27 protein-coding genes and 1 pseudogene are annotated in these 26,922 nt (G+C 50.7%); 5 read left to right on the top strand and 23 right to left on the bottom strand.

The genetic code is table 11. From position 1 onward, the window contains the following. Positions 1 to 28: 28 nt before the first annotated feature. Positions 29 to 1,414, bottom strand: coding sequence for an anaerobic C4-dicarboxylate transporter DcuC (dcuC, locus tag LG381_RS19900; RefSeq protein ID WP_000955045.1), 1,386 nt, complete (start codon positions 1,412 to 1,414; stop codon positions 29 to 31). Between the two features lie 749 nt (positions 1,415 to 2,163). Here dcuC and pagP point away from each other — a divergent pair. Both pagP and cspE read left to right on the top strand, forming a co-directional pair. Further along, positions 2,164 to 2,378: pseudogene (gene pagP, locus LG381_RS22410) on the top strand (lipid IV(A) palmitoyltransferase PagP); the annotation flags it as partial. Positions 2,379 to 2,552: 174 nt separating this feature from the next. Beyond that, the gene (gene cspE, locus LG381_RS19890) at positions 2,553 to 2,762 is read left to right on the top strand and encodes a transcription antiterminator/RNA stability regulator CspE (protein ID WP_000034825.1); all 210 of its coding nucleotides are present in this window, start codon (positions 2,553 to 2,555) and stop codon (positions 2,760 to 2,762) included. 53 nt (positions 2,763 to 2,815) lie between these two features. On the opposite strand, the gene crcB is transcribed toward cspE, so the two are convergent. After that, positions 2,816 to 3,199 carry a fluoride efflux transporter CrcB gene (gene crcB / locus LG381_RS19885; protein WP_000939738.1) on the bottom strand — a complete coding sequence of 128 codons (384 nt, stop codon included), beginning with the start codon at positions 3,197 to 3,199 and terminating at the stop codon, positions 2,816 to 2,818. 92 nt (positions 3,200 to 3,291) lie between these two features. Between crcB and LG381_RS19880 the strand changes: the two genes are divergently transcribed. Together LG381_RS19880 and tatE are read left to right on the top strand one after the other, a co-directional pair. Continuing rightward, complete coding sequence (locus LG381_RS19880; protein WP_225762820.1) at positions 3,292 to 4,080, top strand: deaminated glutathione amidase; 789 nt, start codon at positions 3,292 to 3,294, stop codon at positions 4,078 to 4,080. 128 nt (positions 4,081 to 4,208) lie between these two features. Then, a complete protein-coding gene (tatE, locus tag LG381_RS19875; protein ID WP_000503931.1) occupies positions 4,209 to 4,412 on the top strand; it encodes a twin-arginine translocase subunit TatE in 204 nt (67 codons plus the stop codon). Positions 4,413 to 4,510: 98 nt separating this feature from the next. Here the strand turns inward: tatE and lipA are convergent, their stop codons facing one another. The 14 genes from lipA to leuS form a co-directional block, all read right to left on the bottom strand. Beyond that, on the bottom strand, positions 4,511 to 5,476 hold the full coding sequence (gene lipA / locus LG381_RS19870) for a lipoyl synthase (protein WP_000042625.1): 966 nt from the start codon (positions 5,474 to 5,476) through the stop codon (positions 4,511 to 4,513). Between the two features lie 410 nt (positions 5,477 to 5,886). Continuing rightward, positions 5,887 to 6,528, bottom strand: coding sequence for a lipoyl(octanoyl) transferase LipB (gene lipB, locus LG381_RS19865; protein ID WP_000284039.1), 642 nt, complete (start codon positions 6,526 to 6,528; stop codon positions 5,887 to 5,889). 101 nt (positions 6,529 to 6,629) lie between these two features. Beyond that, positions 6,630 to 6,893, bottom strand: a complete 264-nt coding sequence (gene ybeD / locus LG381_RS19860; RefSeq protein ID WP_000850550.1) for a DUF493 family protein YbeD — start codon at positions 6,891 to 6,893, stop codon at positions 6,630 to 6,632. Positions 6,894 to 7,001: 108 nt separating this feature from the next. Next, complete coding sequence (gene dacA, locus LG381_RS19855; RefSeq protein ID WP_001092444.1) at positions 7,002 to 8,213, bottom strand: D-alanyl-D-alanine carboxypeptidase DacA; 1,212 nt, start codon at positions 8,211 to 8,213, stop codon at positions 7,002 to 7,004. 139 nt (positions 8,214 to 8,352) lie between these two features. After that, complete coding sequence (gene rlpA, locus LG381_RS19850) at positions 8,353 to 9,453, bottom strand: endolytic peptidoglycan transglycosylase RlpA (RefSeq protein WP_225762819.1); 1,101 nt, start codon at positions 9,451 to 9,453, stop codon at positions 8,353 to 8,355. A 10-nt stretch (positions 9,454 to 9,463) separates the two neighbouring features. Beyond that, a complete protein-coding gene (gene mrdB / locus LG381_RS19845; RefSeq protein WP_000131717.1) occupies positions 9,464 to 10,576 on the bottom strand; it encodes a peptidoglycan glycosyltransferase MrdB in 1,113 nt (370 codons plus the stop codon). A gap of 2 nt (positions 10,577 to 10,578) precedes the next feature. After that, complete coding sequence (gene mrdA / locus LG381_RS19840; RefSeq protein ID WP_000776207.1) at positions 10,579 to 12,480, bottom strand: peptidoglycan DD-transpeptidase MrdA; 1,902 nt, start codon at positions 12,478 to 12,480, stop codon at positions 10,579 to 10,581. Between the two features lie 30 nt (positions 12,481 to 12,510). After that, positions 12,511 to 12,978 (bottom strand): 23S rRNA (pseudouridine(1915)-N(3))-methyltransferase RlmH, encoded by a 468-nt coding sequence (gene rlmH / locus LG381_RS19835; RefSeq protein ID WP_000776104.1) that lies wholly within the window; start codon positions 12,976 to 12,978, stop codon positions 12,511 to 12,513. Positions 12,979 to 12,981: 3 nt separating this feature from the next. Continuing rightward, positions 12,982 to 13,299 carry a ribosome silencing factor gene (gene rsfS / locus LG381_RS19830; protein WP_001161665.1) on the bottom strand — a complete coding sequence of 106 codons (318 nt, stop codon included), beginning with the start codon at positions 13,297 to 13,299 and terminating at the stop codon, positions 12,982 to 12,984. Between the two features lie 260 nt (positions 13,300 to 13,559). Next, entirely contained in the window at positions 13,560 to 14,171 is a 612-nt protein-coding gene (locus tag LG381_RS19825; protein ID WP_225762997.1) for an adenosylcobalamin/alpha-ribazole phosphatase, read from the bottom strand. Between the two features lie 23 nt (positions 14,172 to 14,194). Beyond that, positions 14,195 to 14,836, bottom strand: coding sequence for a nicotinate-nucleotide adenylyltransferase (gene nadD / locus LG381_RS19820; protein WP_024165169.1), 642 nt, complete (start codon positions 14,834 to 14,836; stop codon positions 14,195 to 14,197). 1 nt (position 14,837) lies between these two features. Further along, a complete protein-coding gene (gene holA, locus LG381_RS19815) occupies positions 14,838 to 15,869 on the bottom strand; it encodes a DNA polymerase III subunit delta (RefSeq protein ID WP_000620515.1) in 1,032 nt (343 codons plus the stop codon). After that, positions 15,869 to 16,447, bottom strand: coding sequence for an LPS assembly lipoprotein LptE (gene lptE / locus LG381_RS19810; protein WP_001269676.1), 579 nt, complete (start codon positions 16,445 to 16,447; stop codon positions 15,869 to 15,871). The genes holA and lptE overlap by 1 nt, the downstream gene beginning before the upstream one ends. 14 nt (positions 16,448 to 16,461) lie before the next feature. Next, positions 16,462 to 19,044 carry a leucine--tRNA ligase gene (gene leuS / locus LG381_RS19805; protein WP_010346551.1) on the bottom strand — a complete coding sequence of 861 codons (2,583 nt, stop codon included), beginning with the start codon at positions 19,042 to 19,044 and terminating at the stop codon, positions 16,462 to 16,464. 234 nt (positions 19,045 to 19,278) lie between these two features. On the opposite strand from leuS, the gene LG381_RS19800 reads away from it, so the two are divergent. Next, a complete protein-coding gene (locus tag LG381_RS19800; RefSeq protein WP_001044880.1) occupies positions 19,279 to 19,761 on the top strand; it encodes a zinc ribbon-containing protein in 483 nt (160 codons plus the stop codon). A 38-nt stretch (positions 19,762 to 19,799) separates the two neighbouring features. On the opposite strand, the gene rihA is transcribed toward LG381_RS19800, so the two are convergent. From rihA to corC, 7 genes are all read right to left on the bottom strand, one after another. Next, entirely contained in the window at positions 19,800 to 20,735 is a 936-nt protein-coding gene (gene rihA / locus LG381_RS19795; RefSeq protein WP_225762818.1) for a pyrimidine-specific ribonucleoside hydrolase RihA, read from the bottom strand. A 117-nt stretch (positions 20,736 to 20,852) separates the two neighbouring features. Next, positions 20,853 to 21,578: a glutamate/aspartate ABC transporter ATP-binding protein GltL gene (gene gltL / locus LG381_RS19790; RefSeq protein ID WP_000631384.1), complete on the bottom strand. Its 726-nt coding sequence runs from the start codon at positions 21,576 to 21,578 to the stop codon at positions 20,853 to 20,855. Beyond that, positions 21,578 to 22,252 (bottom strand): glutamate/aspartate ABC transporter permease GltK, encoded by a 675-nt coding sequence (gene gltK / locus LG381_RS19785; protein WP_000272828.1) that lies wholly within the window; start codon positions 22,250 to 22,252, stop codon positions 21,578 to 21,580. The genes gltL and gltK overlap by 1 nt, the downstream gene beginning before the upstream one ends. After that, a complete protein-coding gene (gene gltJ, locus LG381_RS19780; protein WP_000020950.1) occupies positions 22,252 to 22,992 on the bottom strand; it encodes a glutamate/aspartate ABC transporter permease GltJ in 741 nt (246 codons plus the stop codon). Before gltJ ends, gltK begins: the two co-directional genes overlap by 1 nt. A gap of 169 nt (positions 22,993 to 23,161) precedes the next feature. Next, positions 23,162 to 24,070 (bottom strand): glutamate/aspartate ABC transporter substrate-binding protein GltI, encoded by a 909-nt coding sequence (gene gltI, locus LG381_RS19775; RefSeq protein ID WP_225762817.1) that lies wholly within the window; start codon positions 24,068 to 24,070, stop codon positions 23,162 to 23,164. A 396-nt stretch (positions 24,071 to 24,466) separates the two neighbouring features. Continuing rightward, positions 24,467 to 26,005, bottom strand: a complete 1,539-nt coding sequence (gene lnt / locus LG381_RS19770) for an apolipoprotein N-acyltransferase (RefSeq protein WP_225762816.1) — start codon at positions 26,003 to 26,005, stop codon at positions 24,467 to 24,469. A gap of 24 nt (positions 26,006 to 26,029) precedes the next feature. Further along, positions 26,030 to 26,908: a CNNM family magnesium/cobalt transport protein CorC gene (gene corC, locus LG381_RS19765; RefSeq protein ID WP_001278605.1), complete on the bottom strand. Its 879-nt coding sequence runs from the start codon at positions 26,906 to 26,908 to the stop codon at positions 26,030 to 26,032. Positions 26,909 to 26,922 lie beyond the last annotated feature (14 nt).

Raw genomic sequence — 26,922 nt, 5'->3', positions numbered from 1 at the left:
GGAGGAAGCATACCTCCGGCAAGGAGAATTATTTACCTGTAACTGCGGCGGCTGTTCCGGGTACAATCAACTCTGTAGCCACGATGACAATCACCAGCCCAACAAGCACCGGCACCGAGGTGCGTTTAACCACTTCAAAAGGCGAAATTTTTGCCATCCCGGCAACCGCAACCACAACGCCAGAGACAGGCGAAATCGTGCGACCCAGGTTTGACGCCTGTAGCATTGGAATAGTCAGGTATGCCGGGTTAATGCCTGAAGAGTGCGCCAGTTTCGGGATCATCTCAACAAATGCATAGAATGGCGCATTGCCGGAACCCGTAGTCACCGCCGCCAGCATCGTCAGGATAACCAACACCAGCATGAGGATAATGCTCGCTGAACCAAACGAGGTAGCGATTGAGATCAGGCTCTGGATAAAACCGATGGTGCTAAGTCCCTGGGCAAATACCCCCGCAGCAACTAATAGCATTACCACGTTAGCGAAGGCATCAGCCATGCCGCGATAAGCCACTTCGAGGCCAGAAAAGACTTTTTGTGTATTAAAGCTGCGAATAAATTCCAGAACGGAGGCAATCAGCATACATATCACCAGAATGGTGATGATGTGCAATTGCGGACCCCATTTGCCGTCAAAAAATAGCACGCCAATGATCGGTGTGAACGGCAGAATGGCGTAAAACGCGGGGGCGGTGGTAGTGATTTCGCTGACATCTAACATTTCATGAGAGATGTGCTCTTTTTTATCCAGATAACGCTGCCAGAAAAAATGGGCTATCGCCATGCCGATAATTGCGGCAATTGAGATAGGCAGCGTCGTTTTGAAGGCGAAGTCAATTAATGGCATTTCGGAAGCCTGCGCCGCCAGCACCACATCACCAGAAGTTGGTGCGAGAATAATTGCCGCCGGTGAGGCGCAAATGGCAGCAGCCGCGCCGCGACTAATACCCACGTTCACCATGACCGGGAACAACGTTGCCATCAGTAAAACGCCCAGGCCCGTTGCGGAGGAAACTGCCAGTGACATCAGGCAGGCAACAAAATAGGCGGCAATCATCAGCAGGTAAGGGGAGTTTATGTACTGCAGCGGTTTTGACGCCAGCTTGACGACCATATCGTTCGCGCCGATATGGGTCATATAAGCGGCAAAACCACACAGCATCATGATCATCATGCCAAGGTCGCCACCGCGACTCATCAGCAATATTTTAATGTATTCAACGATATCCGTGGCACTATAGCCCGTTGAAGTCTGGCTGGCAGGTAAAACTTTGTGCCCCATAATGGCACTGATAATCAGCAATAACAGACCACCTGCAAATAATACCCCGGTGGCGGAGTACCCTTTAATGATGTAGCGAGCTACACCCACAATAACCATAACTCCAATAAGGAGCTCAATGAATGTCAGCATAATTTTTCCTGTTCCAGACTCCAAGATAAATAATAACAAATTCCTAAGACTAAAGAAAAAATATGCCGAATAAATGGGTGGCGAATGCTGATTAAAATCAAGAAAAGCTACCATTAATACATTGATGTTTTTGTTTTTTATACCTGAATAACAAAATGCGTTTTTATGACCGGTATTTATCAATGTGATTATGTATGCTAATTGATAAGTAATTGATGCAGTTTTGTTAATCGCTTGATGGGAGAACCTTTTCTTACTTAAAAAATGATTTTCTGTATACGCGTGATGAGAGTGTAGGAGATGTTTATCTGCTGACTTATTATTTCATCTGGTTAAAAAATAAGGTTTTTTTTCTGTTGTAGATTGCGAACCGTGCTGGGATGAATTTTGTGATTAAGCAGCTATATGAAAGAAAAATACAACTTAAGTCTCCGGAATAATTTGATGATATTTTCTTGTATAACGCTATTAAATATTAAGTTTGTTCTTTAGGTTGAAGTAATTAAGGTTTGTTTATTTTAGTTTAGCTATGCTGACAGTGGATTTCTGATAAATATTTTATGGCCACTAATGGGCGCAAGTAAATGTATTGCCGTAATTCCCCTTGTTTTTATTGAGCGAATCCGTGTTGACTAAGTTTCTGCTGGTACGGATCTATGGATTACTACATTTAGATAGAATCTCGGTAAAACCTGGCATTCACTTTTCGCTTATAACAAAGAAAAAACGATCGCTATAACGAAAAATCGTGGGGCAGCGGTTTGGGTCAGTTGCGTTGGGATGAGAAAAGTAACGGGTACGGTTTGTACGTAACGACGCGTGATAACGGGAACGACATACCTGTCCCGGTGTACTGCCATTGGTTTGTGTGGGCTATGAGCTGGCTACTTTTCAGATGACCTATATTCCTGGCACCTACAACAATGGCAATGTTTACTTTGCCTGGATGCGGTTTCAGTTTTAGACAAGTTATGCTTTTACAAAACCCTTAAAAATCATAGCGTAAGGCAAGTATCACCAAAAATAACGCGACTTTTATCACTTTTTAGCAAAGTTGCACTGGACAAAGCGTACCACAATTGGTGTACTGGTAACCGACACAGCATTTGTGTCTATTTTTCATGTAAAGGTAATTTTGATGTCTAAGATTAAAGGTAACGTTAAGTGGTTTAATGAGTCCAAAGGATTCGGTTTCATTACTCCGGAAGACGGCAGCAAAGATGTGTTCGTACACTTCTCTGCAATCCAGACTAATGGTTTTAAAACTCTTGCTGAAGGTCAGCGCGTAGAGTTCGAAATCACTAACGGTGCCAAAGGCCCTTCTGCTGCAAACGTAATCGCTCTGTAAGATACGTCAGCAAGAATTCAAAACCCGCTTAATCAGCGGGTTTTTTTTGGTCTTTAGTGTGCGGTTGATGCTGAAAACAACCAGAAAGCCAGTGCAGTCATGGCAAAAGAACCTAACAGGTTTACGAAGACGTTCAGTAATGCCCAACCAAAACGCCCTTCCTGCAACAAAAACACCACTTCTGCTGAAAATGTTGAGAAGGTTGTCAACCCGCCACAAAATCCGGTGGTGATTAACACTTTCCACACTGGATCAATGTTTGTCATCCGACTGAACCAGGCAAATCCCATACCTATGATGAATGCGCCGATCAGGTTTGCTGCCAATGTTCCCAAAGGAATCGCCTGATGCAGCGGGTTAAATCGCATACTTAACAGCCATCTCGCCACGCTTCCCGTACCACCGCCAATAAAAACTGCTAAAAGGAGTTGTAACACTGCAAAATCCTGCTATTTGATTTGTATGAGTGATAAGTGTAACGCCGAATAATCATCGTTGGCGAATTTTACGACTTTGGCAGGAGGTGGTAATGCTGGTTGCCGCAGGACAATTTGCTGTTACATCCGTGTGGGAAAAGAACGCTGAAATTTGCGCCTCGTTGATGGCGCAGGCGGCGGAAAACGACGCCTCGTTGTTTGTCCTGCCGGAAGCCTTGCTGGCGCGGGACGATCATGATCCGGATCTATCTGTTAAATCAGCGCAGCTGCTGGAAGGCCAATTTATCGGGCGTTTATTGCGGGAAAGTAAACGTAACATGATGACGACGATTCTGACGATTCATGTTCCCTCTACGCCGGGGCGAGCATGGAATATGCTGGTGGCTCTTCAGGCAGGAAAAATTGTCGCTCGTTATGCCAAATTGCATCTTTATGATGCGTTTTCCATTCAGGAGTCGCGTCATGTTGATGCAGGTAATGAAATAGCCCAGTTACTGGAGGTCGAAGGCATGAAGGTCGGTCTTATGACCTGCTATGACTTACGCTTTCCGGAGCTGGCGCTGGCACAGGCTATACAGGGAGCAGAAATCCTGGTTCTTCCGGCAGCCTGGGTTCGCGGACCGCTCAAAGAGCACCACTGGTCAACGTTGCTTGCTGCTCGTGCTCTGGATACCACCTGTTATATGGTGGCGGCAGGGGAGTGCGGGAACAAAAATATCGGGCAAAGCCGGATTATCGATCCCTTTGGCGTCACCATTGCGGCGGCGGCAGAAATGCCGGCCTTAATCATGGCGGAAGTGACACCTGAACGCGTGCGTCAGGTACGTGCACAACTCCCCGTCTTAAACAACCGACGGTTTGCGCCACCGCAATTATTATGATGTTTTTTTATTCGGCGCTTGATTCACCTTGTTACAGATTGCTATTGTGTGCGCGCGTCGAATGACCGTTAATATTCTCTGGTTTTTAAGGCGCGTTCTGTTGCCGGTTTTATGTCAAGAAGGTATCTATGGGTGAGATTAGTATTACCAAACTGCTGGTCGTTGCGGCACTGGTCGTTCTGCTGTTTGGGACTAAGAAGTTACGTACGCTGGGCGGAGACCTTGGAGCGGCTATCAAAGGATTCAAGAAAGCGATGAATGATGACGATGCTGCGGCGAAGAAAGGCGCAGACGTTGATCTTCAGGCTGAAAAGCTCTCTCATAAAGAGTGACGTGGCGAGCAGGACGCTCCCTCTATATCTTGTTCGATAAAAAAACCCGCTTCAGATAGCGGGTTTTTATCAGACAGATGTAAGTAATTATTACGGGATTACTTAACTTCCATCCCTTTCGCCTGCAAATCAGCGTGGTAGGAAGAACGGACAAACGGACCACATGCAGCATGGGTAAAGCCCATCGCCAGTGCCTCGGCTTTCATTTCGTCGAACTCATCCGGGCTAACGTAACGTTGAACTGGCAGGTGATGGCGGCTTGGCTGCAAATATTGCCCCAGCGTTAACATGGTCACACCATGACGACGCAGATCTCGCATCACTTCAATAATTTCTTCATTGGTTTCGCCCAGACCCACCATTAAACCCGATTTGGTCGGGATTTCCGGATGCGCTTCTTTAAAGCGTTCTAAAAGTTTCAGCGACCAGTTGTAATCCGCGCCCGGGCGTACCTGACGGTAAATACGCGGCACGTTTTCCAGGTTGTGGTTGAACACGTCTGGCGGCGTGGCGGTCAGAATATCCAGCGCGCGATCCATACGACCACGGAAATCCGGCACCAGAGTTTCAATTTTGATTTCCGGGCTTTTTTCCCGAATGGCAGTAATGCAATCCGCAAAGTGCTGGGCACCGCCATCGCGCAGGTCGTCACGGTCAACGGAGGTGATAACCACATAACGCAGTGCCATATCGGCAATGGTCTGCGCCAGTTTCACCGGCTCATTGGCATCCGGAGCTACCGGGCGACCGTGGGCAACGTCACAGAACGGACAACGGCGGGTACAAATAGCGCCGAGGATCATAAACGTTGCTGTACCGTGGTTGAAGCATTCTGCCAGGTTAGGGCAGGAGGCTTCCTCGCAGACAGAATGCAGGCCATTTTTGCGCATTGCGGCTTTGATGCCCTGGATACGTGTAGAGTCTGCAGGAAGCTTGATTTTCATCCATTCCGGCTTGCGCAGCAGGGCTTCGCGCTCTGTTGCCACGTTTTTAACCGGGATAAGGGCCATCTTATCGGCATCGCGGTATTTTACACCGCGTTCCATCACAATGGGTTTACTCATAGCGTGCGTGTTCCAGTTGCGAATTACGAAGGAAAGCGTTCAACTCAATAGATTGTTGTAATTATCAACTATTTTTGAATTAACGACTGGCAGTATATCATTGAAACGGTCCAGAAAGCAGCCAAAGCGGTCGCGAAAATGTAAAATTGTTGTTGGTTTGTGCCATTTTGTCGTTTATCTCTGTGATCTGGCTGTAACAATAATTTTTTCAAATGACGTTGTCGGTAACATCAATCACTCATGAAGTCTGAGCACGCTGGATGAATGTGTTGTAATAGACAGCAAAATCCATTTGCCCCTCATTTAATGCTGAAAAGAGCTATTTCTCCAGAGGCCTGCAACGGTTAAAGAGGACATAAATGTGGGCATGAGTAATGACCCAGTACAAGTTGGGTCATTTATGAGCGTCGTTAAGCAGATATATATTCTACGGCAGGATTATTTAGCAGGGCTAAAATATTTCTCAGCAAGCGTGGCGCAACATTGTCGGTTGTTGCATCAGGTCTCCATTGCGATATTTTAGCCATTTCCATTCCCGCATACCCACAAGGGTTAATGCGTAAAAATGGCGAAAGATCCATATTGACGTTTAATGCCAGGCCGTGGAATGAACAACCGCGACGAATACGTAAGCCGAGCGAGCAAATTTTCTTTTCCCCGACATAGACACCCGGAGCATCTGCACGAGGATGTGCATCAATATCCAGTTCAGCCAGGGTATTTACAACCGTTTGTTCGAGTAAGGTCACCAGCTCACGCACACCCAGTTTGCGGCGTTTAAGATTAAACAAAACGTACATTACCTGCTGACCTGGGCCGTGATAAGTCACCTGACCGCCACGGTCGCTCTGGATCACCGGAATATCACCCGGCATTAAAATATGCTCCGCTTTTCCTGCTTGTCCCTGCGTGAATACCGGATAGTGCTCGACCAGCCAGATCTCATCAAGGGTACTTTCATCGCGGGTATCGGTGAATTCATGCATAGCCTGGGAGATTGGCTCGTAAGGCTGAAGACCGAGCTGGCGGACAAGAATTTTATCCTGATACAAAACGGCATCTCCGTGGAGAATGAGTAAAAGTGGAGAAAAAGTATATCACAGAGGAGGGAGGGGAGTTACCCGACCAGGAGGCCGGGTAATGGTAAAGCGAGTTACAGAACCATGCGGACAATATCGATTTTGCCCAGTTCTTCATACAGTGTTTCAACCTGCTCGATATGAGTGGCGTTGATAGTGATAGATACCGAGTGGTAGTTGCCTTTGCTGCTTGGTTTTACCGTTGGGGTGTAGTCACCTGGCGCATGGCGCTGTACCACTTCAACCACCTGATCAACCAGCTCAGGTAACGCCTGCCCCATAACTTTGTAAGTAAAAGGAGTAGGGAATTCAAGCAGTTCGTTAAGTTTGGTTTTCATGTCAGCTCCGGCGTAACGTAATTAAATAGCAACTCCCGCCAGAAGGCGGGAGTTTTTACTGATGCTTAGTATATGGGGGCGGAAATCACACTTTCAAGTGTTCAATTTTTAACCAAACCAGTGATGGAACATTAATTTAATGTAATCAATGATTTTGCCGAAGAAGTTGCCTTCCGGGATTTCCTGCAACACCACCAGCGGACGTTGCTCAATGGTTTTACCGTCAAGCTGGAAGTTAATAGTACCAACGACCTGATTCTTTTGCAGCGGCGCATGAAGCTCACTGCTGTTCAGCACGTAGCTGGCTTTCAGGTCTTTCATGCGGCCACGTGGGATGGTCAGGTAAACGTCTTTATCAACACCTAACGAAGCGCGATCAGAATCACCAAACCAAACCGGTTCAGAGGCGAACTCTTTGCCTACTTTCAGCGGGTTAACGGTTTCGAAGAAACGGAAGCCCCAGGTCAGCAGTTTTTTACTTTCGGCTTCACGGCCTTTGAAAGTGCGTCCGCCCATGACTGCGGAGATCAGACGCATCTGACCTTCTGTCGCGGAAGCAACAAGGTTGTAACCTGCCTTGTCAGTATGACCGGTTTTGATACCGTCAACATTCAGGCTGTTATCCCACAGCAGGCCGTTACGGTTGAGCTGACGAATACCGTTAAAGGTGAACTCTTTCTCTTTATAGATAGAGTATTCATTTGGCACGTCACGAATCAGCGCCTGACCGATCAGCGCCATATCTCGTGCAGAGCTGTACTGACCGTCAGCGTCGAGACCGTGTACGGTCTGGAAATGGGTATTTTTCAGACCCAGCGCGTTAACGTAGCTGTTCATCAGGCCAACAAAAGCATCCTGACTACCGGCGGCAAAGTCTGCCATAGCAACACAAGCATCGTTACCGGATTGCAGGTTAATACCACGGATAAGCTGCGAAACTGGAACCTGCATACCAGGTTTGAGGAACATCAGCGAAGAACCTTTAAACACCGGGTTACCGGTAGCCCAGGCGTCGTTGCCGATGGTCACTAAATCAGTTTCTTTAAATTTACCGGCTTTCATTGCCTGGCCGATAACGTAGCTGGTCATCATTTTGGTCAGGCTGGCAGGATCGCGGCGGACATCTGCGTTCTGTTCGGCGAGCACTTTGCCGGAGTTATAGTCGATCAGGATGTAGGACTCCGCGTCGATCTGCGGTACACCCGGGATCATAGTTTTGATATTCAGGTCATCGGCATGTGCAGCAGAGATAAAGGCTGTGCAAAGAGCCGTGGTGAGCGCCAGGCGCTTCATGATACGAGCGGAAGAAATGGTATTCATGGTCTGAACTACGACATCCGTGATGGAATTAAAAAAAGTGCCCTACTATAGCAAATGCACTACCGACAGGCATCTGACTTTCCGCGTGACTTTGTTAACGTCATTTACAGAAATTGACACTTCAGTTGCCTGCTTTACGCTATTGCGCGGTGGTAATAAATGACTGTAATTGGGCTTCGGTTTGTAAACGTTGCTGCAAGGTACTGGCTTCGGCTTTGCTGGCAAATGGGCCAAGCTGGATCCGCCAGACTGCGCCGTTTTGGGTCACTCGACCGGGGACGCCGAACTTCTGTCCTAACTGCTGTTGATACTGTTGAGCGCGAGCCTGATCGCTAACAGCACCGACTTGCACCATAAAGTTACCGCTGGCATTTTGCGAAGCAGCTTGCGGTGTCACCATTGCAGGTGTTGTTGCAGGTGTTGTTGCAGGCGTTGAAGCCGGTGCTGTGACCACTGGCTGTGGTGTCGGCGTCGGTTCACTGCCTTCCAGTACACCAGGCGCTAAGGTGGTTGGTGCGCCGAGGAAACCGCTGCTGGTGACAGGCGCGCCGGTCGGATCTTCACTTTTCAGCGTCGAATTGCTGACCGGAAGAATATCACCCTGCGGGCCAGATACTGAATTTGTTCCCGCTCCGCCGCTTAAGTCGGGGGGCGCTGGCAGGGCATAAGTCTGTTTGGCGACAGTGGTACAAGCCATGCCTGGACCAGAAAGAGAACCATCCTGGGCGACGATAATCGGATCGATACGAACTTTGGTGTTGTTCGAGGTGTTAAGACGGTCGGCTGCCGCGCGGGAAAGTGAAATTACGCGATCGTTGCCGTAGGGACCACGATCGTTAATGCGCACCACAATCATCCGACCATTAGCCAGGTTCGTGATTCGCGCGTAGCTGGGGATCGGCAGCGTCGGATGTGCCGCTGTTAGCTGCATCGGATCGAACGCTTCACCTGAGGCCGTCAGATTGCTGCCCGGTTCGGCATCATAAATAGCCGCCAGGCCAGCCTGACTAAAGCGTGAGGGATCCTGCACGATTTTGTAGCTTTTGCCATCGCGCTGGTAATCCTGATTCGCTGTCGCGTTCAGTGGTTCGAAACGCGGTTCTGCCCCGCCAATCTCAACTATTGGGCCGTTACATACCGCAGGCTGCGGTACACTTACCGTCTGTTGCTGACCATCATCGCTTGTACATGCCGCGAGCATTCCTGCCGCGATGCAGATCACGAGCCACTGCTTACGCATTGCGCACCTCTTACACGCTTTTCGACAACATTTTCCTGTGGGTGTGGATTGACATTACAATCCCAAACCCAGCCATCAGCACAATTAGCGCCGATCCTCCATAACTGACCAGTGGGAGCGGAACCCCTACAACCGGCAGAATACCGCTTACCATACCAATATTTACGAAGACATAAACGAATAATATCAGCATTAAACCGCCAGCCATGACGCGACCAAAGGTGGTTTGCGCTCTGGCGGCTATCCACAGTCCGCGCATAATTAGCAGAATATAGAGAGCGAGCAGAATCAAAATACCCACTAATCCCAGTTCTTCTGCCAGTACTGCGAAGATAAAGTCGGTATGGCGTTCGGGCAGAAATTCAAGCTGTGACTGAGTGCCGTGCAGCCAGCCTTTGCCGCGTAATCCGCCGGAGCCAATAGCTATTTTAGACTGAATAATGTGATAGCCCGCGCCAAGAGGGTCTGATTCTGGGTCGAGGAGCATCATTACGCGCTGGCGCTGGTAATCATGCATCAGGAAGAACCACAGAATCGGAATGAACGCTGCTACCAGCACCACTGCAACGCCGATCAGGCGCCAGCTAAGGCCAGAGAGGAACAGTACGAACAGACCGGAAAGCGCAACGAGAATTGACGTCCCCAGGTCAGGCTGCGCTGCGACCAGCAGCGTGGGCATAAATATCAGCACCAGGGCGATGGCGGTATTTTTTAACGACGGAGGACAAACGTCGCGGTTGATAAAGCGTGCCACCATCAGCGGCACAGCTATTTTGGCAATTTCCGACGGCTGGAAACGAACGATACCGAGATCCAGCCAGCGTTGAGCACCTTTGGAGATGGCGCCAAAGGCATCTACTGCTACCAGCAAAATAATACAGATGATATAGAGATAGGGCGCCCAGCCCTCATAAACGCGCGGAGGGATTTGCGCCATTACCACCATAATGACCAGACCCATTGCGATCTGACCGATTTTACGCTCCATCATGCCGATATCCTGGCCGCTGGCACTCCAGATTACCAGAGCACTGTAGACCAGCAATGCCAGTAAAATCAGCAGCATCGTGGGATCAAGATGGACTTTATCCCAGAATGTTTTTTTATTCGGATTATCCGTCATGATTAATGGTCCTCCGCTGCGGTAACCGCTGGGTTTTCCGCAGGCAGATCGGTGTTGTTATCGCCCAGCATAATGTGGTCGAGGATCTGGCGCATCAGCGTACCGACCGCCGGACCCGCGCCGCCGTTCTCCAGAATCATGGCGACAGCCACTTGCGGATTGTTATACGGCGCAAAGGCGGTCATTAATTTGTGGTCACGCAGACGCTCAGCAATTTTGTGCGCATTATAGGTTTCGTTCGCTTTCAGACCGAATACCTGAGCCGTACCAGATTTCGCCGCAATTTTGTACGGTGCGCTGGCAAAGTATTTATGCGCCGTACCGTTAGGGCGGTTAGCAACCCCGTACATACCGTCTTTCGCCAGCTCCCAGTAACCGGAATGAATATCGCCAACTGGCGGTTCATGCGGTTGTACCCATGGCACCTGTTTGCCGTCTTCGGCGGTGCTCATCAGCAAATGCGGAACTTTCACGACACCGTCATTAATCAGGATCATCAGTGCCTTACTCATCTGGATTGGGGTCGCTGTCCAGTAACCCTGACCGATACCGACCGGAATGGTGTCACCCTGATACCACGGTTTTTTAAAGCGTTTCTGTTTCCATTCGCGGGTAGGCATGTTGCCGGAACGTTCTTCTGCCAGGTCGATACCGGTGTAATGGCCATAACCGAATTTACCCATCCATTCGGAAAGACGATCGATCCCCATATCGTAGGCCACTTGATAGAAGAAGGTATCCGCAGATTCTTCCAGCGATCTTGTGACATTCAGGCGTCCGTGACCCCATTTTTTCCAGTCACGGTAACGTTTTTCCGAACCAGGCAGCTGCCACCAGCCTGGGTCAAACAGCGTAGTATTGCGCGTGATCACCCCAGCACTTAATGCTGAAACTGCTACATAAGGTTTAACCGTAGACGCCGGTGGATAAACCCCCTGCGTGGCTCGGTTCACCAGCGGTGTGTTCGGGTCGTTCAGCAATGCGGAATAATCTTTGCTGGATATACCGTCAACAAACAAGTTTGGGTCATAGCTTGGCGTGGAAACCAGCGCCAGCACACCACCTGTGCGCGGATCGGTGACTACCACAGCCGCGCGGCTGCCTGCCAGTAGTGTTTCAATATACTGCTGGAGTTTGAGATCTATCGTCAGGTAAATATCGTGCCCGGCTTGTGGCGGTACTTCTTTTAACTGGCGGATGACGCGACCACGGTTGTTAACTTCAACCTCTTCATAACCGGTCTGACCGTGCAACACATCTTCATAGTAACGCTCAATGCCTAGCTTACCGATATCATGCGTTGCCGCATAATTGGCTAGTTTGCCGTCATTATTCAGGCGTTCGACATCTTTATCGTTGATTTTCGACACATAGCCGATGACGTGGGTCAGCGCCGAACCGTAAGGATAGTAACGGCGTTTATAGCCTTTAACTTCGACACCCGGAAAACGGTACTGATTGACGGCAAAGCGCGCCACCTGTACTTCAGTCAGGTTAGTTTTCACTGGAATCGAGGTGAAACGGTGTGAACGTGCGCGCTCTTTTCTGAATGCAGCGATATCATCATCGGTCAGATCGACCACGCTGCGCAAAGCGTCCAGCGTTTGCTGCACGTTATCGACTTTCTCCGGCATCATCTCTACCTGATAGATAGTGCGGTTGAGTGCCAGAGGGATGCCGTTACGATCGTAGATAATGCCGCGACTGGGGGCGATAGGCACCAGTTTGATGCGGTTTTCATTAGAACGGGTCTGATAATCGGTAAAACGAACAATTTGCAGATTATACAGGTTGGCGATAAGCACGCCGGTCAGCAGCAAAATTCCCAAAAAGGCGACCAGAGCCCGGCGCACAAACAGTGCGGACTCTGCCGTATAGTCGCGAAAAGAGTTCTGTAGTTTCATCCGCTGCGTTTTCTACTCAAAGCTTTCTTATCACTCACGGTGATAAGGATGGTTGGTGGTAATGCTCCACGCCCGGTACAGACTCTCTGCGACCAGTACGCGAACCAGCGGATGGGGGAGGGTCAGCGCGGAAAGCGACCAGCTTTGTTCTGCCGCTGCTTTACAGGCAGGTGATAACCCTTCAGGCCCGCCAATAAGCAGGCTGACGTCGCGGCCATCAAGCTTCCATCGTTCCAGTTCAGCGGCTAACTGCGGTGTGTCCCAGGGCTTGCCTGGAATGTCGAGGGTGACAATGCGGTTTTTGCCTGCGGCTGCCAGCATCTGCTCACCCTCTTTGTCGAGTATGCGCTTGATGTCCGCGTTCTTGCCGCGTTTCCCGGCCGGAATTTCAATCAGCTCAAAAGGCATATCTTTCGGAAAACGACGCAGGTACTCGGTAAAACCGGTTTGTACCCAGTCCGGCATTTTCGTTCCCACGGCCACAAGTTGCAGCTTCACACATTAACTCCAGAGTTTTTCCAGTTCATACAGGCGACGGCTCTCTTCCTGCATGACATGGACAATAACTTCGCCCAAATCAACGACAATCCAGTCGGCGCTGTTTTCACCTTCTACGCCGAGCGGCAATAGACCAGCAGCACGAGACTCCTGCACAACGTGGTCAGCAATGGACATAACATGACGGCTGGACGTACCCGTACAGATGATCATGCAGTCGGTGATGCTGGATTTGCCCTGAACGTCTAAGGCGATGATGTCCTGACCTTTGAGGTCATCAATTTTGTCGATAACAAAATCCTGGAGTGCTTTACCCTGCAAGTTTTCCCCCTGGGTGAATTAAAAAGATAAAAAACGGTCTGCCAGTATACCTGAACCAGAGGCGATTTCGGGACAATTGTCGCCGAATCGGCTTTCGAAAGTGGGCTATCATCCCACCCAGCGCCGCAGATTGCATCGCCATTTTTGTAAAACAATTTCTACAAAGTCGTGTTTAGCGGAAAAAGTCCGGCTGCGGAGAATATCAGCCTGTCCGGGGCTGTCAATGGGCGCTGCACCTTACATGCAAAAAAACAGAAAAGTCATGCATCCCTGTGCCATATAGCACGGCTATTGAGGACACGTAGAGTTGCGAATGCGTCATTGATTTCAATGGCGCTCCAGCAGCCCTGGTCTACACGAAAATGCCACATCGCCCCGGCTGGCATACCAAGTAAGCGTGCAATTAACAGACTCAACACGCCCTGATGGCTGATGACTAATATATTTTTGTGGTGCTGATATTCAACAAATCCGGCAATAAACCTTTCTACCCGTTGCGAAAACGCCTGAAAACCTTCGCCGTTAGTTGGGACGGCATACTGCCAGTCATTGCACCATGCGCTATAGTTTTCGGCATCTTCTTGCATCAAATCGCGATGATGCCGCATCTCCCAGTCACCAAAAAACATTTCATTAAGCTCAGGGACGGTTTGTACAGGGAGCTGGCGGTCACTGAGAACCAGCCGCGCGGTATGCTGCGCGCGTTCCAGCTCACTACATAAAACCATATCGAAGGGAACATCACGCAACAGGGTATTCAGGCTTTGAGCTTGCTCGATACCGCGTGCAGTCAGTGGCGTCGGCGTATGACCGCTGTACAATCCATCGACATTTGCCTGCGTTTCGCCGTGACGAATTAACCACAGTCGCATCATTCCCTCCGTGATGACAGGTATCAGCGATACAAGCCTTGTTGGTTAATGTAGGTCAATACCGATTCCGGTAACAAATCTTCACATGATTCGCCGTTTTGCAAGCGTTCGCGGATGATGGTCGCCGAGATGTTAAACCACGGCGTTTCAGCGAGGTAAATTTTACCGGCAGACTGAAGGTGCAGATCTTCTGGATTATGCGTCAAATGATCTTCCAGCCACTGCTGGTATTGTGGTTGCGCCATTTCAAGCGGGTAACCGGGACGCCGACAGACAATTAAATGCGCATTGTCGAGAATTGTTTCGTATTCGTACCAGGTGGGAAAAGTCAGCAGTGAATCCTGACCAATAATAAACGCCAGTGGCACATCGTCACCTTGTTCCTGTCGCCACTCTTTGAGTGTTTGCGCAGTGTAAGAGGGGGCATTGCGCTTTAACTCACGTTCATCAAGGGTAAACAGTGGTTTGTCGGCAATAGCCAGTTCAAGCATGTGTTTTCGCTGCGCGCTGTTTGCTTCCGGCTGTGGACGATGCGGAGGAACATTGTTAGGGATGATAGTCACTTGCGTCAGACCAATCAGATTCGCCAGAGTTTCCACGGGTTTAAGATGACCATAGTGCACCGGATCGAAGGTGCCGCCAAACAGAGCCTGTAAAGATTTCATATCAACCATCGATAAATACGTCTGCCAGTGGTTTATGGCACAACAGAAGAGATAATCCCTCCAGATCTGCCCACACCGACTGGCCGTAATCTTGTTTGAGGGTGAGTTCCGTTCGTGTCAGAAGTTGCACGGCCTGACGTAACTGCGGCTGGCTTAAGCGATTTAATGCCTCGCCCATCATGCCCCGCCGGTTCTGCCAAACGCGATGCTTATCAAACAACGCGCGTAGCGGCATATGGGCAGACTGACGTTTCAAATTAACCAGTAACAACAGTTCACGTTGTAATGTGCGCAACAAAATAACCGGCTCGCTGCCTTCCAGACGCAGTTGCTGAAGAATGTGCAATGCGCGCTTGCTTTTGCCCATCAACAAAGCATCGACCCAATGAAAAGGGGTGAAATGCGCGGCATCATTCACTGCCTGCTCAACGCGCGGTAATGTCAGTTTGCCGTCCGGCCAGAGAAGCGATAAACGCTCCAGCGCCTGTGCCAGCGCCAGCAGGTTACCTTCATAACAATAGCAGAGCATCTGATTTGCAGCGTCATCCAGTTCTAAGTTGAGCTGTTTTGCACGCGCAGCAACCCAGCGAGGAAGCTGAGCCTGCTCCGGTGTCTGACAGGTTACCTGCACGCTTCGATTAGCAAGAGCAGTAAACCAGGCAGCATTTTCCTGCGCTTTGCTTAATTTATTGCCGCGCACGATCAGCAGCAAATCGTCATGCAGCAGTCCGGTCAGTGTCAGAAGTTGGTCATTGATCGCCGCATTTGGTCCGTTTTCTGGTAACAGCAGCAATAGCGTTTGTCGACTGGCGAACAGGCTCATGGCCTGGCATAGCGAAAATATCGCATTCCAGTCGGTGTTGGGATCAATGGAAAAAGTGTGGTGTTCTGCAAATCCTTGTGCTGCAGCTACCTGACGAACAGCGTCCTGGCTTTCCTGCAACAACAGAGGATCGTTACCAAGCAAAAGATACGCCGCGCGCAGCCCTTCATTGAGCTGCGCGCGGAGTTGTTCCGGGTACAACCGAATCATCAGTTACCCAGCGTAGTAGAGACGCGTGCAGGCGTTGCTGCAGTATCCGTTGTTTTCGACGTATCTTCGTCGGAACGGATATCCGCAGCGCGGATGCTTGGCAGCTTACGTATCAGCTGTTCGGCAGCACGGTCGTACATCTCTTGAATGATCATGCTTTGCTCATTATCTTTCGCTAACGCCATTTGCGGGTTATCGAAGAACGAACGGAAGACTTTGGCGCTAATCGGGTAGATGTCACGGCCAGGGATCAACACGGTCGCATTAACCGTCATGATCATCTGATACTCTGCTGTTTGACCGTTACGGAATACCGAGGCGGTATCTTTCGCGATGCTCACTTTACCCAAACGCAGGGATGGAACATCCTTACGCGTGGTTTCTTTATCAAGCAACTCAACACCGTTCAGACGCAACTGATTACGCACCGCACGGCTTAACGGCCCGTTCGGGTCGCCAGAGTCCAGGATCATGACCTTCATAGTGGAAGGAACCTGCGTGGTATCACGCAGATGCCAGCCACACCCGGCGGTGATTAACACCGCCAGAGATAACAACAATGTTGCCAGATATCGCACGCTTCCTCCCGCGCTTAGCCAACGACCAGATTGAGGAGTTTACCCGGTACGTAAATCACTTTACGCACGGTAACGCCATCAAGATATTTTGCTACCAGATGTTCCTGGCCAGCACGTTCGCGAACCTGTTCTTCCGTTGCATCTACCGGAACGGTGATTTTGGCACGGACTTTACCGTTAACCTGCACCACCACCAGCGTGGAATCTTCCACCATCGCTTTCTCGTCTGCAACCGGCCACGGCGCGTTGTCGATATCGCCTTCGCCTTTCAGTTCCTGCCACAGCGTGAAGCAGATGTGCGGGGTGAACGGGTTAAGCATACGGACAACGGCCAGCAGTGCTTCCTGCATCAGAGCGCGATCCTGCTCACCATCGGTCGGTGCTTTCGCCAGTTTGTTCATCAGCTCCATAATCGCCGCAATTGCGGTGTTGAAGGTCTGACGACGACCGATATCATCGGTCACTTTAGCGATAGTTTTATGAACATCACGACGTAGAGCTTTCTGATCTTCAGTCAGTGCGTCAACGTTCAGCGCCGCAACATCACCTTTCGCAGTGTGCTCGTAAACCAGTTTCCAGACACGTTTCAGGAAGCGGTTAGCCCCTTCAACGCCGGACTCCTGCCATTCGAGAGTCATATCCGCCGGAGAAGCGAACATCATAAACAGACGAACGGTGTCCGCGCCGTAACGTTCAACCATCACCTGCGGGTCGATACCGTTGTTCTTCGACTTGGACATTTTGCTCATGCCGGTATACACCAGTTCATGGCCTGCCGCGTCTTTCGCTTTCACGATACGGCCTTTCTCGTCGCGCTCAACGATAGCATCAACCGGGGAAACCCAGTTACGTTCGCCGTTTTCGCCTACATAGTAGAAGGCATCTGCCAGCACCATACCCTGACACAGCAGCTGTTTCGCTGGCTCGTCAGAGTTCACCATGCCTGCATCACGCATCAGTTTGTGGAAGAAGCGGAAGTAGAGCAGGTGCATGATGGCGTGTTCGATACCACCAATGTAGATATCCACTGGCAGCCAGTAGTTAGCTGCTTTGGAATCCAGCATACCCTCTTTGTACTCCGGGCAAGTGTAGCGCGCATAGTACCAGGAGGACTCCATAAAGGTGTCGAAAGTATCGGTTTCACGCAGTGCCGGCATACCATTAACGGTGGTTTTCGCCCACTCAGGATCTGCTTTGATCGGGCTGGTAATACCATCCATTACCACATCTTCCGGCAGGATCACCGGCAACTGGTCGTCCGGAGTAGGCATCACAGTGCCGTCCTCCAGCGTCACCATCGGAATCGGTGCGCCCCAGTAACGCTGACGGGAAACACCCCAGTCGCGCAGGCGATAGTTTACTTTACGCTCGCCAACGCCCATTGCCGTCAATTTGTCGGCAATGGCGTTAAAGGCCGCTTCATGGTCAAGACCGTTGAACTCACCAGAGTTGAACAGCACGCCTTTTTCAGTCAGAGCTTGCTGGGAGAGATCCGGTTCAGAACCATCTGCCGCCAGGATAACCGGCTTGATGTTCAGGCCGTATTTAGAGGCAAACTCGTAGTCGCGCTGGTCGTGACCCGGAACCGCCATGACTGCGCCAGTGCCGTACTCCATCAATACGAAGTTTGCTGCCCAAACCGGAATTTCTTCGCCCGTTAATGGGTGAACCGCTTTAAAGCCGGTATCGACACCTTTTTTCTCCATTGTCGCCATTTCAGCTTCGGCAACTTTGGTGTTACGGCATTCGTCGATAAAGGACGCCAGTTCAGGATTATTTTCTGCCGCTTTCTGTGCCAGCGGATGACCCGCCGCTACCGCCAGATAAGTACAACCCATAAAGGTGTCCGGGCGGGTAGTGTAAACGGTCAGCGTGTTGTCATAGTCGTTAACGTTGAAGGTGATTTCCACGCCTTCGGAACGACCGATCCAGTTACGCTGCATGGTTTTAACGGTGTCTGGCCAGTGATCCAGTTTATCCAGATCGTTGAGCAGTTCGTCAGCGTAAGCGGTGATTTTGATAAACCACTGCGGGATCTCTTTACGTTCAACTTTGGTATCGCAGCGCCAGCAGCAGCCGTCGATAACCTGTTCGTTCGCCAGTACGGTCTGGTCGTTCGGACACCAGTTGACCGCAGAAGTCTTCTTATATACCAGGCCTTTTTTATACAGCTCGGTGAAGAATTTCTGTTCCCAACGGTAGTATTCCGGCGTACAGGTTGCCAGCTCGCGGCTCCAGTCATAACCAAAGCCCAGCATTTTGAGCTGGTTTTTCATATACGCGATGTTGTCGTATGTCCACGGTGCCGGTGCGGTGTTGTTTTTTACCGCAGCGCCTTCCGCAGGCAGACCAAACGCGTCCCAGCCGATCGGCTGCAGGACGTTTTTGCCCAGCATACGCTGGTAGCGGGCGATCACGTCACCGATGGTGTAGTTACGTACGTGGCCCATGTGTAGTCGACCAGAAGGATAGGGAAGCATAGACAGGCAGTAATACTTCTCTTTGCTCTCGTCTTCGGTTACTTCAAATGTGCGCTTCTCATCCCAGTGAAGCTGTACTTTGGATTCTATCTCTTCCGGGCGGTATTGCTCTTGCATGGCAGCCAGTGGTCCTGTTTTCAATACGGCTACAAATGTAGCGTTGAGGTGGTTTTTCAGATCCGCATAGCATAGCCCAAACGTCCGCGTCAAAACAGCCTTTCGCGCACTCGACGTTGAAATGATGCCCGGATTATTCATACATTAATTTACAGAGTTTGTGGGCGTATTAGCAAAGTAAGGAACAAAGAACGTCTATTATTATAGTCAGTTAACGACCCGGGAGATGAAACGATGAACAAGGTTGCTCAATATTACCGTGAACTGGTCGCGTCATTGAGCGAACGCCTGCGCAATGGCGAACGTGATATCGACGCACTGGTGGAACAGGCGCGTGAGCGCGTAATAAAAACAGGGGAGTTAACGCGAACCGAGGTCGATGAGTTGACGCGAGCTGTCAGGCGTGACCTGGAAGAGTTCGCCATGAGCTATGAAGAGAGCCTGAAAGAAGAGTCTGACAGTGTTTTTATGCGGGTGATTAAAGAAAGCCTCTGGCAGGAACTGGCGGACATCACCGATAAAACGCAGCTTGAATGGCGCGAAGTTTTCCAGGATCTCAACCATCACGGGGTTTATCACAGCGGAGAAGTGGTAGGGCTGGGGAATCTGGTCTGCGAGAAATGTCACTTTCATCTCCCGATCTACACGCCGGAAGTCCTAACGCTATGCCCGAAATGTGGTCATGACCAGTTCCAGAGACGCCCGTTCGAGCCGTAATGGTAGTGCCGGATGACGTGATGCCATCCGGCGAGTTATTAAGCGTAAAATTTAAGCCGTTCAGCCAGTAAATCAACAAAGCCCTGACGATCAACATCGACCATGACGGTGGCATTCGGTTTATTGCCAGTCAGATAATAATAATCAACAACCGTCATACCCTGGGTATATTTCCCCTGTGTTTCCACGCCGACCCAGCGTTCAACGGTGGTGAACAGTTCAGGTTTCAGTAGCCAGGCGATGGTGCATGGGTCATGCAGCGGTGCGCCAACAAAGCCCCATTTTTCGTCTTTATGATATTCGAGGAAGAAATCCAGCAGTTCGGCAACTATGGTGGAAATCGGGTTGCCAATCGCGCGGAAACGCTCGGTGTCCTCAACGTGAATTTGCGCTTTGTGAGTGACGTCCAGACCTGCCATCACCACCGGGATCCCTGACTGGAAGACAATTTCTGCCGCTTCCGGGTCAACGTAAATATTAAATTCAGCCGCAGGCGTCCAGTTACCAAGCCCCATTGCACCGCCCATAATCACGATACGGGCGATTTTACTATGTAGTTCCGGATGGCTATTGAGCAGCAAGGCGACGTTAGTTTGCGGTCCGGTAGAGACAATGGTGACGGGTTCAGCACTTTCGCGCAGCGTTTTCGCCATCAGCTCCACCGCCGTGCAATTTTGCGGCGCAAATGCGGGTTCCGGTAATGCCGGACCGTCCAGTCCACTTTCGCCGTGCACGTTGTCGGCGATAATCAACTCACGCATTAACGGTTTCACCGCGCCGCCTGCTACCGGAATATCGGTGCGATTAAGCAAGGTCAGCATACGCAGAACATTGCGTAAGGTTTTTTCTGGTGTCTGGTTTCCGGCGGAAGACGTAATTGCTTTGACATCAAGCTCAGGTGAGGCGAGGGCGAGAACTATTGCGATAGCGTCATCATGACCTGGGTCGCAATCTAACAGAATTGGCAGTGCCATTGTTGCTCCTTGTTGTGTGCTTCTTTGCGACAAGGGTAACGCCAGGATGTAACAGATACGAGGGGCGAAACGATAAAGCGTGAGATGGCGCGCACTTGGCTATGCGCGCCAGAGTGATTAATGCAGGATTTTCGCGAGGAAGTCTTTTGCGCGGTCCGATTTCGGATCATCGAAGAAAGCGTCTTTCGGCGAGTCTTCGACAATCTTTCCCTCGTCCATAAAGATCACCCGATTCGCCACTTTGCGGGCAAAGCCCATTTCATGGGTCACCACCATCATGGTCATTCCTTCGTTCGCCAGTTCCACCATTACGTCCAGCACTTCGTTGATCATCTCCGGATCCAGCGCCGATGTCGGTTCGTCGAACAGCATCGCAATAGGATCCATACACAGCGCGCGAGCGATCGCCACACGCTGCTGCTGACCACCGGAAAGCTGTGCCGGAAATTTATTGGCATGTGCGGAAAGTCCCACGCGCTCCAGCAGCTTGAGTGCTTTTTCACGAGCTGGTGCTTTATCGCGTTTAAGAACTTTCACCTGCGCCAGCGTCAGGTTTTCGATAATCGACAGGTGAGGGAACAGCTCGAAGTGCTGGAACACCATGCCGACGCGGGAACGCAGCTTCGCCAGGTCGGTTTTTTTATCGTTAACCACGATGCCATCGACGGTGATTTCACCTTGCTGCACCGGTTCGAGGCCGTTGACGGTTTTAATCAGCGTTGATTTGCCGGAACCTGACGGCCCACAAACCACCACAACTTCGCCTTTTTTCACTTCGGTTGAGCAGTCGGTCAGCACCTGAAAGTGACCATACCATTTTGAAACATTTTTCAGGGTAATCATTATGCTGTCCTTCTTTTCAAGTAGCTGACCAACAACGACGCGCTAAGGCTAATAACGAAATAAACAAATCCGGCAAACAGGATCATCTCAACCTGCGTACCATCACGTTCACCAATGGTTGAGGCGGTACGGAAGAAATCGGCCAGAGATAACACATACACCAGCGAGGTATCCTGAAACAGTACGATGCCCTGAGTGAGCAGTAGCGGCACCATTGCACGGAATGCCTGCGGCAGAATAATCAGTTTCATTGACTGCCAGTGGGTCATGCCGAGTGCCAGGGCGGCGCTCGACTGCCCACGGGAGATACTTTGAATACCGGCACGGATAATCTCTGAATAGTAGGCCGCTTCAAACATCGAAAACGCCACCATGGCAGAAATTAAGCGGATGTCGGTCTTCGGCGATAATCCCAGCACGTTTTGCAGAAAACCAGGCACAATCAGGTAAAACCACAGCAGAACCATCACCAGTGGGATTGAACGGAACACGTTAACGTAGGCTTTGGCAAACCACGCCACGGGCGCAAAGCTGGACAGGCGCATCACCGCCAGCATGGTGCCCCATAAAATACCAATCACGACTGCCGTGACGGTGATTTTCAGGGTGATCACCAGCCCGTCCAGCAGATACGGCAGGGAAGGAACTATGGAACTCCAGTCAAACTCGTACATTACTTGCCTCCCATGTTGCCGGGCAGGCGAACTTTACGTTCAACCAGCGTCATCACCAGCATGATAACCGCGTTAATCAATACATACGCCAGCGTAATGGCGGTAAACGATTCCCAGGCGTGGGCGGAGTAATCGAGCAATTTACCGGCCTGCGCCGCCATATCCACCAGCCCGATGGTCGAGGCGATGGCGGAGTTTTTCACCAGGTTCATCATCTCGGACGTCATCGGCGGGACGATAACGCGATAAGCGTTAGGCAACAGCACGTAGCGATAAGCCTGTGGCAGCGTCAACCCCATCGCCAGCGCGGCATTTTTTTGCCCACGTGGCAGCGACTGGATCGCGGCGCGCACCTGTTCGCAAACACGAGCGGCGGTAAACAGCCCCAGACAGAGCATGGATGAAAGGAAAAACTGAATATTGGGATCCAGCTCGGCCTTAAACCACATGCCGATCTTCTCCGGCAGTAGCTCCGGGATCACCAGATACCAGGTAAAGAACTGCACAATCAGTGGCACGTTGCGGAACAGTTCGACATACAACGTACCCAGACCGGAGAGAAAACGGTTAGGAACGGTACGCAAAATGCCGAATAACGAGCCGACGAGGAAAGCGATAATCCAGGCGCAGATCGACAAAGCGATCGTCACCTGAAAGCCGCTCCAGATCCAGCCAAGATAGGTGGTGTTGCCGAACGGGGCTTGTTGTAAAAAAATACCCCAGTTCCAGTCTATAGACATAAATCTACTCCAGAAAAAAGAGGGTAGCAGCGTTAACTGCTACCCTCGAAGATTGTTACCCAGCGTATTGCGGTTTTCAGGCCCGATGGGGAACGACCATCAGGCGTATAGTCTGTCCGTGCTACGTAACAATCGAGAGGGCTGGAATTTCCGCCCCTGGTTCTTGTAATTAGTTCAGTGCCTTGTCATTCGGTTCTTTGAACAGTGCTTTCATTTCGTCTGACAGTTCGAAATTCATGTTCAGGTTTTTTGGCGGAATTGGATTTTTGAACCACTTATCAAACCATTTTTCCGCTTCACCGGAGGTCTGCACCTGAGCGATGGTGTCATCCATCAGCTTTTTGAACTGCGGATCATCTTTACGCAACATGCAACCGTAAGCTTCCTGAGACTGCGGCTTGCCGACGATTTCCCAGTTGTCTGGTTTCTTCGCTTTCGCACGTTCACCGGCCAGCAGAGCGTCATCCATCATAAAGGCAACGGCACGACCGCTTTCCAGGGTGCGGAAAGAGTCACCGTGATCTTTGGCGCTGATGATGCGCATATTCATTTTTTGCTCTTCATTCAGTTTGTTGAGCAAAACTTCAGAGGTAGTGCCGGAAGTGACGACTACGGCTTTGTCTTTCAGATCGGCAAAATCTTTGATATCGCCACCTTTTTTGGTCAGCAGGCGCGTACCGACCACGAAAATGGTGTCAGAGAAAGCTGCCTGTTTCTGGCGTTCGAGGTTGTTGGTGGTTGAACCACATTCAAAATCGAAAGTGCCGTTTTGCAGCAGCGGAATACGGTTTTGTGAGGTGATCGGAATCAGTTTCACCTGCAAGTCCGGTTTGTTGAGTTTCTTTTTCACTGCTTCAACAATGGCGTTGGAGTAATCCTGCGAGTAACCCACCACTTTTTGCTGATTGTCGTAATAAGAGAAAGGTACTGAAGATTCACGGTGACCGACGACAATCACGCCGTTTTTGGCGATTTTGTCCAGCGTACTGCCCGCTGCCGGGGCAGCGTCTTCCGCCTGTGCCAGTCCAGCAGAAAGCGCCAGGGCCAGGATTGCTGTGGCAGGTTTACGTAATTGCATATCCAACTCCTTTATCTCCTGCGTTAAGAACGCATGGATACCCGTTGTGAGTGTTTGTGTTGTTATCGTCTGCAACTTTATTGTGCAGTGTTGTGCCTGTTAGGTAACATTTAGTTTGGCTAAATGTAAAGATATTGCTGTTTTATTGTTTGTTTTTGCGAGATGTACCGCACCATTCCGAAGCAAAATTCTTAAAATGCACCTTTTTGGTGCTATTGCTGTATTGCTGTGGTGCAACCGGGTTGCGCTAATGCCGGTTCAGGGTTTGCCTTGTATAACAAAGCAATAGATGTGCCAAAGTTGGATAGGGGAATTTTGTTATCCGGATAACGCACTGATGCCGCATCCGGCGAGCGTGCCGAAATACGGGATGTATTCCGGCACGATAAGAAGGGGTTATTTACGTCGCTGACGCAGGCTCATCAACACAGCGGCAAAACCAAACAGTGCCGTCAGCACCCACAGCGGCCAGTTGCCGGTACGTGCGTAAGGTGTGAGTCCGGTGGTCGGCGTCACGTGAGTGGTTAACACCTCGCGGGTGAACTGCGGGATCATCGCCTGAATCTCACCCTGCGGGCCAATCACCGCTGTAATGCCGTTGTTGGTGCTGCGCAACAGTGGGCGCGCCAGCTCCAGCGCACGCATTCGCGCCATCTGGAAGTGCTGCCACGGGCCAATAGACTTGCCGAACCACGCATCGTTGGAGATAGTCAGCAGATAGTCGGTATCCGGGCGGAAGTTATCACGCACTTGCTCGCCGAGAATGATCTCGTAGCAAATAGCCGCAGTAAGCTCAATACCATTCACCGACAGCGGCGGCTGGATATATGGTCCACGGCTGAATGAGGACATCGGCAGATCAAAGAACGGCGCTAACGGACGCAGAATCGACTCCAGCGGGACAAACTCGCCAAATGGCACCAGATGGTTTTTGTTATAGCGATCGGCTGATTCGTAGCTGTACGGTGCACCTTTACCCAGCGTGATGATGGTGTTGTAGGTATCGTAGCGGTTCTGTTTATTGAGACGCGCGTCAACAATCCCGGTTACCAGCGAGCTACCTTTATCGCGCAACTCACCGTCCAGTGCTTTGAGGAACGGTTGCTGATTAATTTCCAGATCGGTTATCGCCGACTCCGGCCAGATAATCAACGATGATTTGCCCATCAGCGGTGCCGTTGCGTTGTAGTAAATCTTCAGCGTATTAAGAAGCTGGCCTTCGTCCCATTTCAGCGATTGCGGAATATCGCCCTGAACCATCGAAACCTGAATGGTTTTCTCCGGTTGCGGGGTAAACCACAGGATGTAACGCAGCGGGAAGGGAAGTGCGAACAGCACGACGGCCACCACCAGCGGACGCCAGTTGCGTTTGACCAACGCCAGCGCCAGCAGGCCGCTTACCATCATCAGCAGGAAGTTAATGGCTTCCACGCCCATTATCGGTGCCAGTCCTTTTAACGGGCCGTCAATCTGGCTATAGCCGAACTGTAACCACGGGAAGCCGGTCAGCACCCAACCGCGCAGAAACTCGGTCACTTGCCAGAGAGCAGGGGCGGCAATCGCCACGCGCAGCCAGGTTGTTTTTGGCCACAGACGCGACAGCACGCCAGCAAATAGTCCGGTATACAGCGACAAATACGCCGCCAGCAGCACCACCAGGAAGATGTTAACCGGGCCAGGCATTCCACCAAAGGTCGCGATGCTGACATAGACCCAGTTAATACCGCTGCCAAAGAGGCCAAATCCCCAGCAAAAGCCAATAGCGGCAGACTGGAGTGGACGACGGTTAAAGGTCAACGCCTGAAGCCCCATCAGCGAAACAATCGCCGCAGGCCAGACGTCGTAAGGAGAGAAGGCCAGCGTTCCGCAGGCACCGAATAATAACGCCAGCAGCAGGCGAATGCGCTGGCGTTCAATTAATGAGGCAAAGGCCATGTAGTTATCTATCCAGTTTCGGTTTTATTCATCCAGCTTCGGCTGGGGTGAGTCATCCGGGATTTTGACATGAACCTGAATAATACGCCGACTGTCAGCCATCGCCACTTTGAACTGGTAACCGTCGATGTCGATGGTTTCACCACGTGCCGGAAGATGCCCAAACGCCTGCATCACCAGACCACCGATAGTGTCGACCTCTTCATCGCTAAAGTGAGTGCCGAACGCTTCGTTGAAGTCTTCAATGGAAGCCAACGCGCGCACGGTCCAGGTATGACGACTCAGCTGACGGAAGTCGATATCATCTTCTTCGTCATACTCGTCTTCAATCTCACCAACAATCAGTTCCAGGATGTCTTCAATGGTCACCAGACCGGAAACACCACCGAATTCGTCAATGACGATCGCCATGTGGTAACGCTGAGAGCGAAACTCTTTCAGCATCCGGTCTACGCGCTTACTTTCAGGAACGACAACCGCCTGACGTAACACTTTGTCCATGCTGAAGGCTTCGGCATCGCTGCGCATAAACGGCAGCAAGTCTTTCGCCATCAGAATCCCTTCAATGTGATCTTTGTCTTCGCTAATCACCGGGAAACGTGAGTGGGCAGACTCGATGATGACATCAAGGCATTCGTCCAGCGTCTGGTTGCGTTTCAGGGTAATCATCTGGGAGCGGGGGATCATGATGTCGCGGACGCGTTGGTCTGCGATGTCCATCACCCCTTCGAGCATATCGCGCGTATCTTCATCGATAAGGTCGTTCTGCCCGGAATCACGGATCAGCGCCAGCAGTTCGTCACGGTTTTTGGGTTCACCGTGGAAAAGTTGGCTGAGTAACAGGGAGAAAAATCCCTTCTTGTTGCTTATCGTGTCACTACTGTGTGAATTGTCGTCGCTCATGGCGTCGTATGGGT

It is taken from the genome of Escherichia sp. Marseille-Q3837, from assembly GCF_916618735.1.
GTDB classification, from domain to species: domain Bacteria; phylum Pseudomonadota; class Gammaproteobacteria; order Enterobacterales; family Enterobacteriaceae; genus Escherichia; species Escherichia ruysiae.
The sequence above is the reverse complement of the archived record's forward strand: the minus strand, read 5'-3'. Positions and strand labels throughout refer to the sequence as shown.

What these genes read in the sequence shown, in the direction of transcription:
- lnt (WP_225762816.1), bottom strand. Translation starts at nt 26,005, where the DNA reads ATGGCCTTTGCCTCATTAATTGAACGCCAGCGCATTCGCCTGCTGCTG.
- LG381_RS19880 (WP_225762820.1), top strand. Translation starts at nt 3,292, where the DNA reads ATGCTGGTTGCCGCAGGACAATTTGCTGTTACATCCGTGTGGGAAAAG.
- rihA (WP_225762818.1), bottom strand. Translation starts at nt 20,735, where the DNA reads ATGGCACTGCCAATTCTGTTAGATTGCGACCCAGGTCATGATGACGCT.
- mrdA (WP_000776207.1), bottom strand. Translation starts at nt 12,480, where the DNA reads ATGAAACTACAGAACTCTTTTCGCGACTATACGGCAGAGTCCGCACTG.
- mrdB (WP_000131717.1), bottom strand. Translation starts at nt 10,576, where the DNA reads ATGACGGATAATCCGAATAAAAAAACATTCTGGGATAAAGTCCATCTT.
- gltL (WP_000631384.1), bottom strand. Translation starts at nt 21,578, where the DNA reads ATGATTACCCTGAAAAATGTTTCAAAATGGTATGGTCACTTTCAGGTG.
- cspE (WP_000034825.1), top strand. Translation starts at nt 2,553, where the DNA reads ATGTCTAAGATTAAAGGTAACGTTAAGTGGTTTAATGAGTCCAAAGGA.
- ybeD (WP_000850550.1), bottom strand. Translation starts at nt 6,893, where the DNA reads ATGAAAACCAAACTTAACGAACTGCTTGAATTCCCTACTCCTTTTACT.
- gltJ (WP_000020950.1), bottom strand. Translation starts at nt 22,992, where the DNA reads ATGTCTATAGACTGGAACTGGGGTATTTTTTTACAACAAGCCCCGTTC.
- nadD (WP_024165169.1), bottom strand. Translation starts at nt 14,836, where the DNA reads ATGAAATCTTTACAGGCTCTGTTTGGCGGCACCTTCGATCCGGTGCAC.
- LG381_RS19825 (WP_225762997.1), bottom strand. Translation starts at nt 14,171, where the DNA reads ATGCGACTGTGGTTAATTCGTCACGGCGAAACGCAGGCAAATGTCGAT.
- gltK (WP_000272828.1), bottom strand. Translation starts at nt 22,252, where the DNA reads ATGTACGAGTTTGACTGGAGTTCCATAGTTCCTTCCCTGCCGTATCTG.
- gltI (WP_225762817.1), bottom strand. Translation starts at nt 24,070, where the DNA reads ATGCAATTACGTAAACCTGCCACAGCAATCCTGGCCCTGGCGCTTTCT.
- tatE (WP_000503931.1), top strand. Translation starts at nt 4,209, where the DNA reads ATGGGTGAGATTAGTATTACCAAACTGCTGGTCGTTGCGGCACTGGTC.
- lipA (WP_000042625.1), bottom strand. Translation starts at nt 5,476, where the DNA reads ATGAGTAAACCCATTGTGATGGAACGCGGTGTAAAATACCGCGATGCC.
- LG381_RS19800 (WP_001044880.1), top strand. Translation starts at nt 19,279, where the DNA reads ATGAACAAGGTTGCTCAATATTACCGTGAACTGGTCGCGTCATTGAGC.
- dacA (WP_001092444.1), bottom strand. Translation starts at nt 8,213, where the DNA reads ATGAATACCATTTCTTCCGCTCGTATCATGAAGCGCCTGGCGCTCACC.
- corC (WP_001278605.1), bottom strand. Translation starts at nt 26,908, where the DNA reads ATGAGCGACGACAATTCACACAGTAGTGACACGATAAGCAACAAGAAG.
- leuS (WP_010346551.1), bottom strand. Translation starts at nt 19,044, where the DNA reads ATGCAAGAGCAATACCGCCCGGAAGAGATAGAATCCAAAGTACAGCTT.
- dcuC (WP_000955045.1), bottom strand. Translation starts at nt 1,414, where the DNA reads ATGCTGACATTCATTGAGCTCCTTATTGGAGTTATGGTTATTGTGGGT.
- rlpA (WP_225762819.1), bottom strand. Translation starts at nt 9,453, where the DNA reads ATGCGTAAGCAGTGGCTCGTGATCTGCATCGCGGCAGGAATGCTCGCG.
- holA (WP_000620515.1), bottom strand. Translation starts at nt 15,869, where the DNA reads ATGATTCGGTTGTACCCGGAACAACTCCGCGCGCAGCTCAATGAAGGG.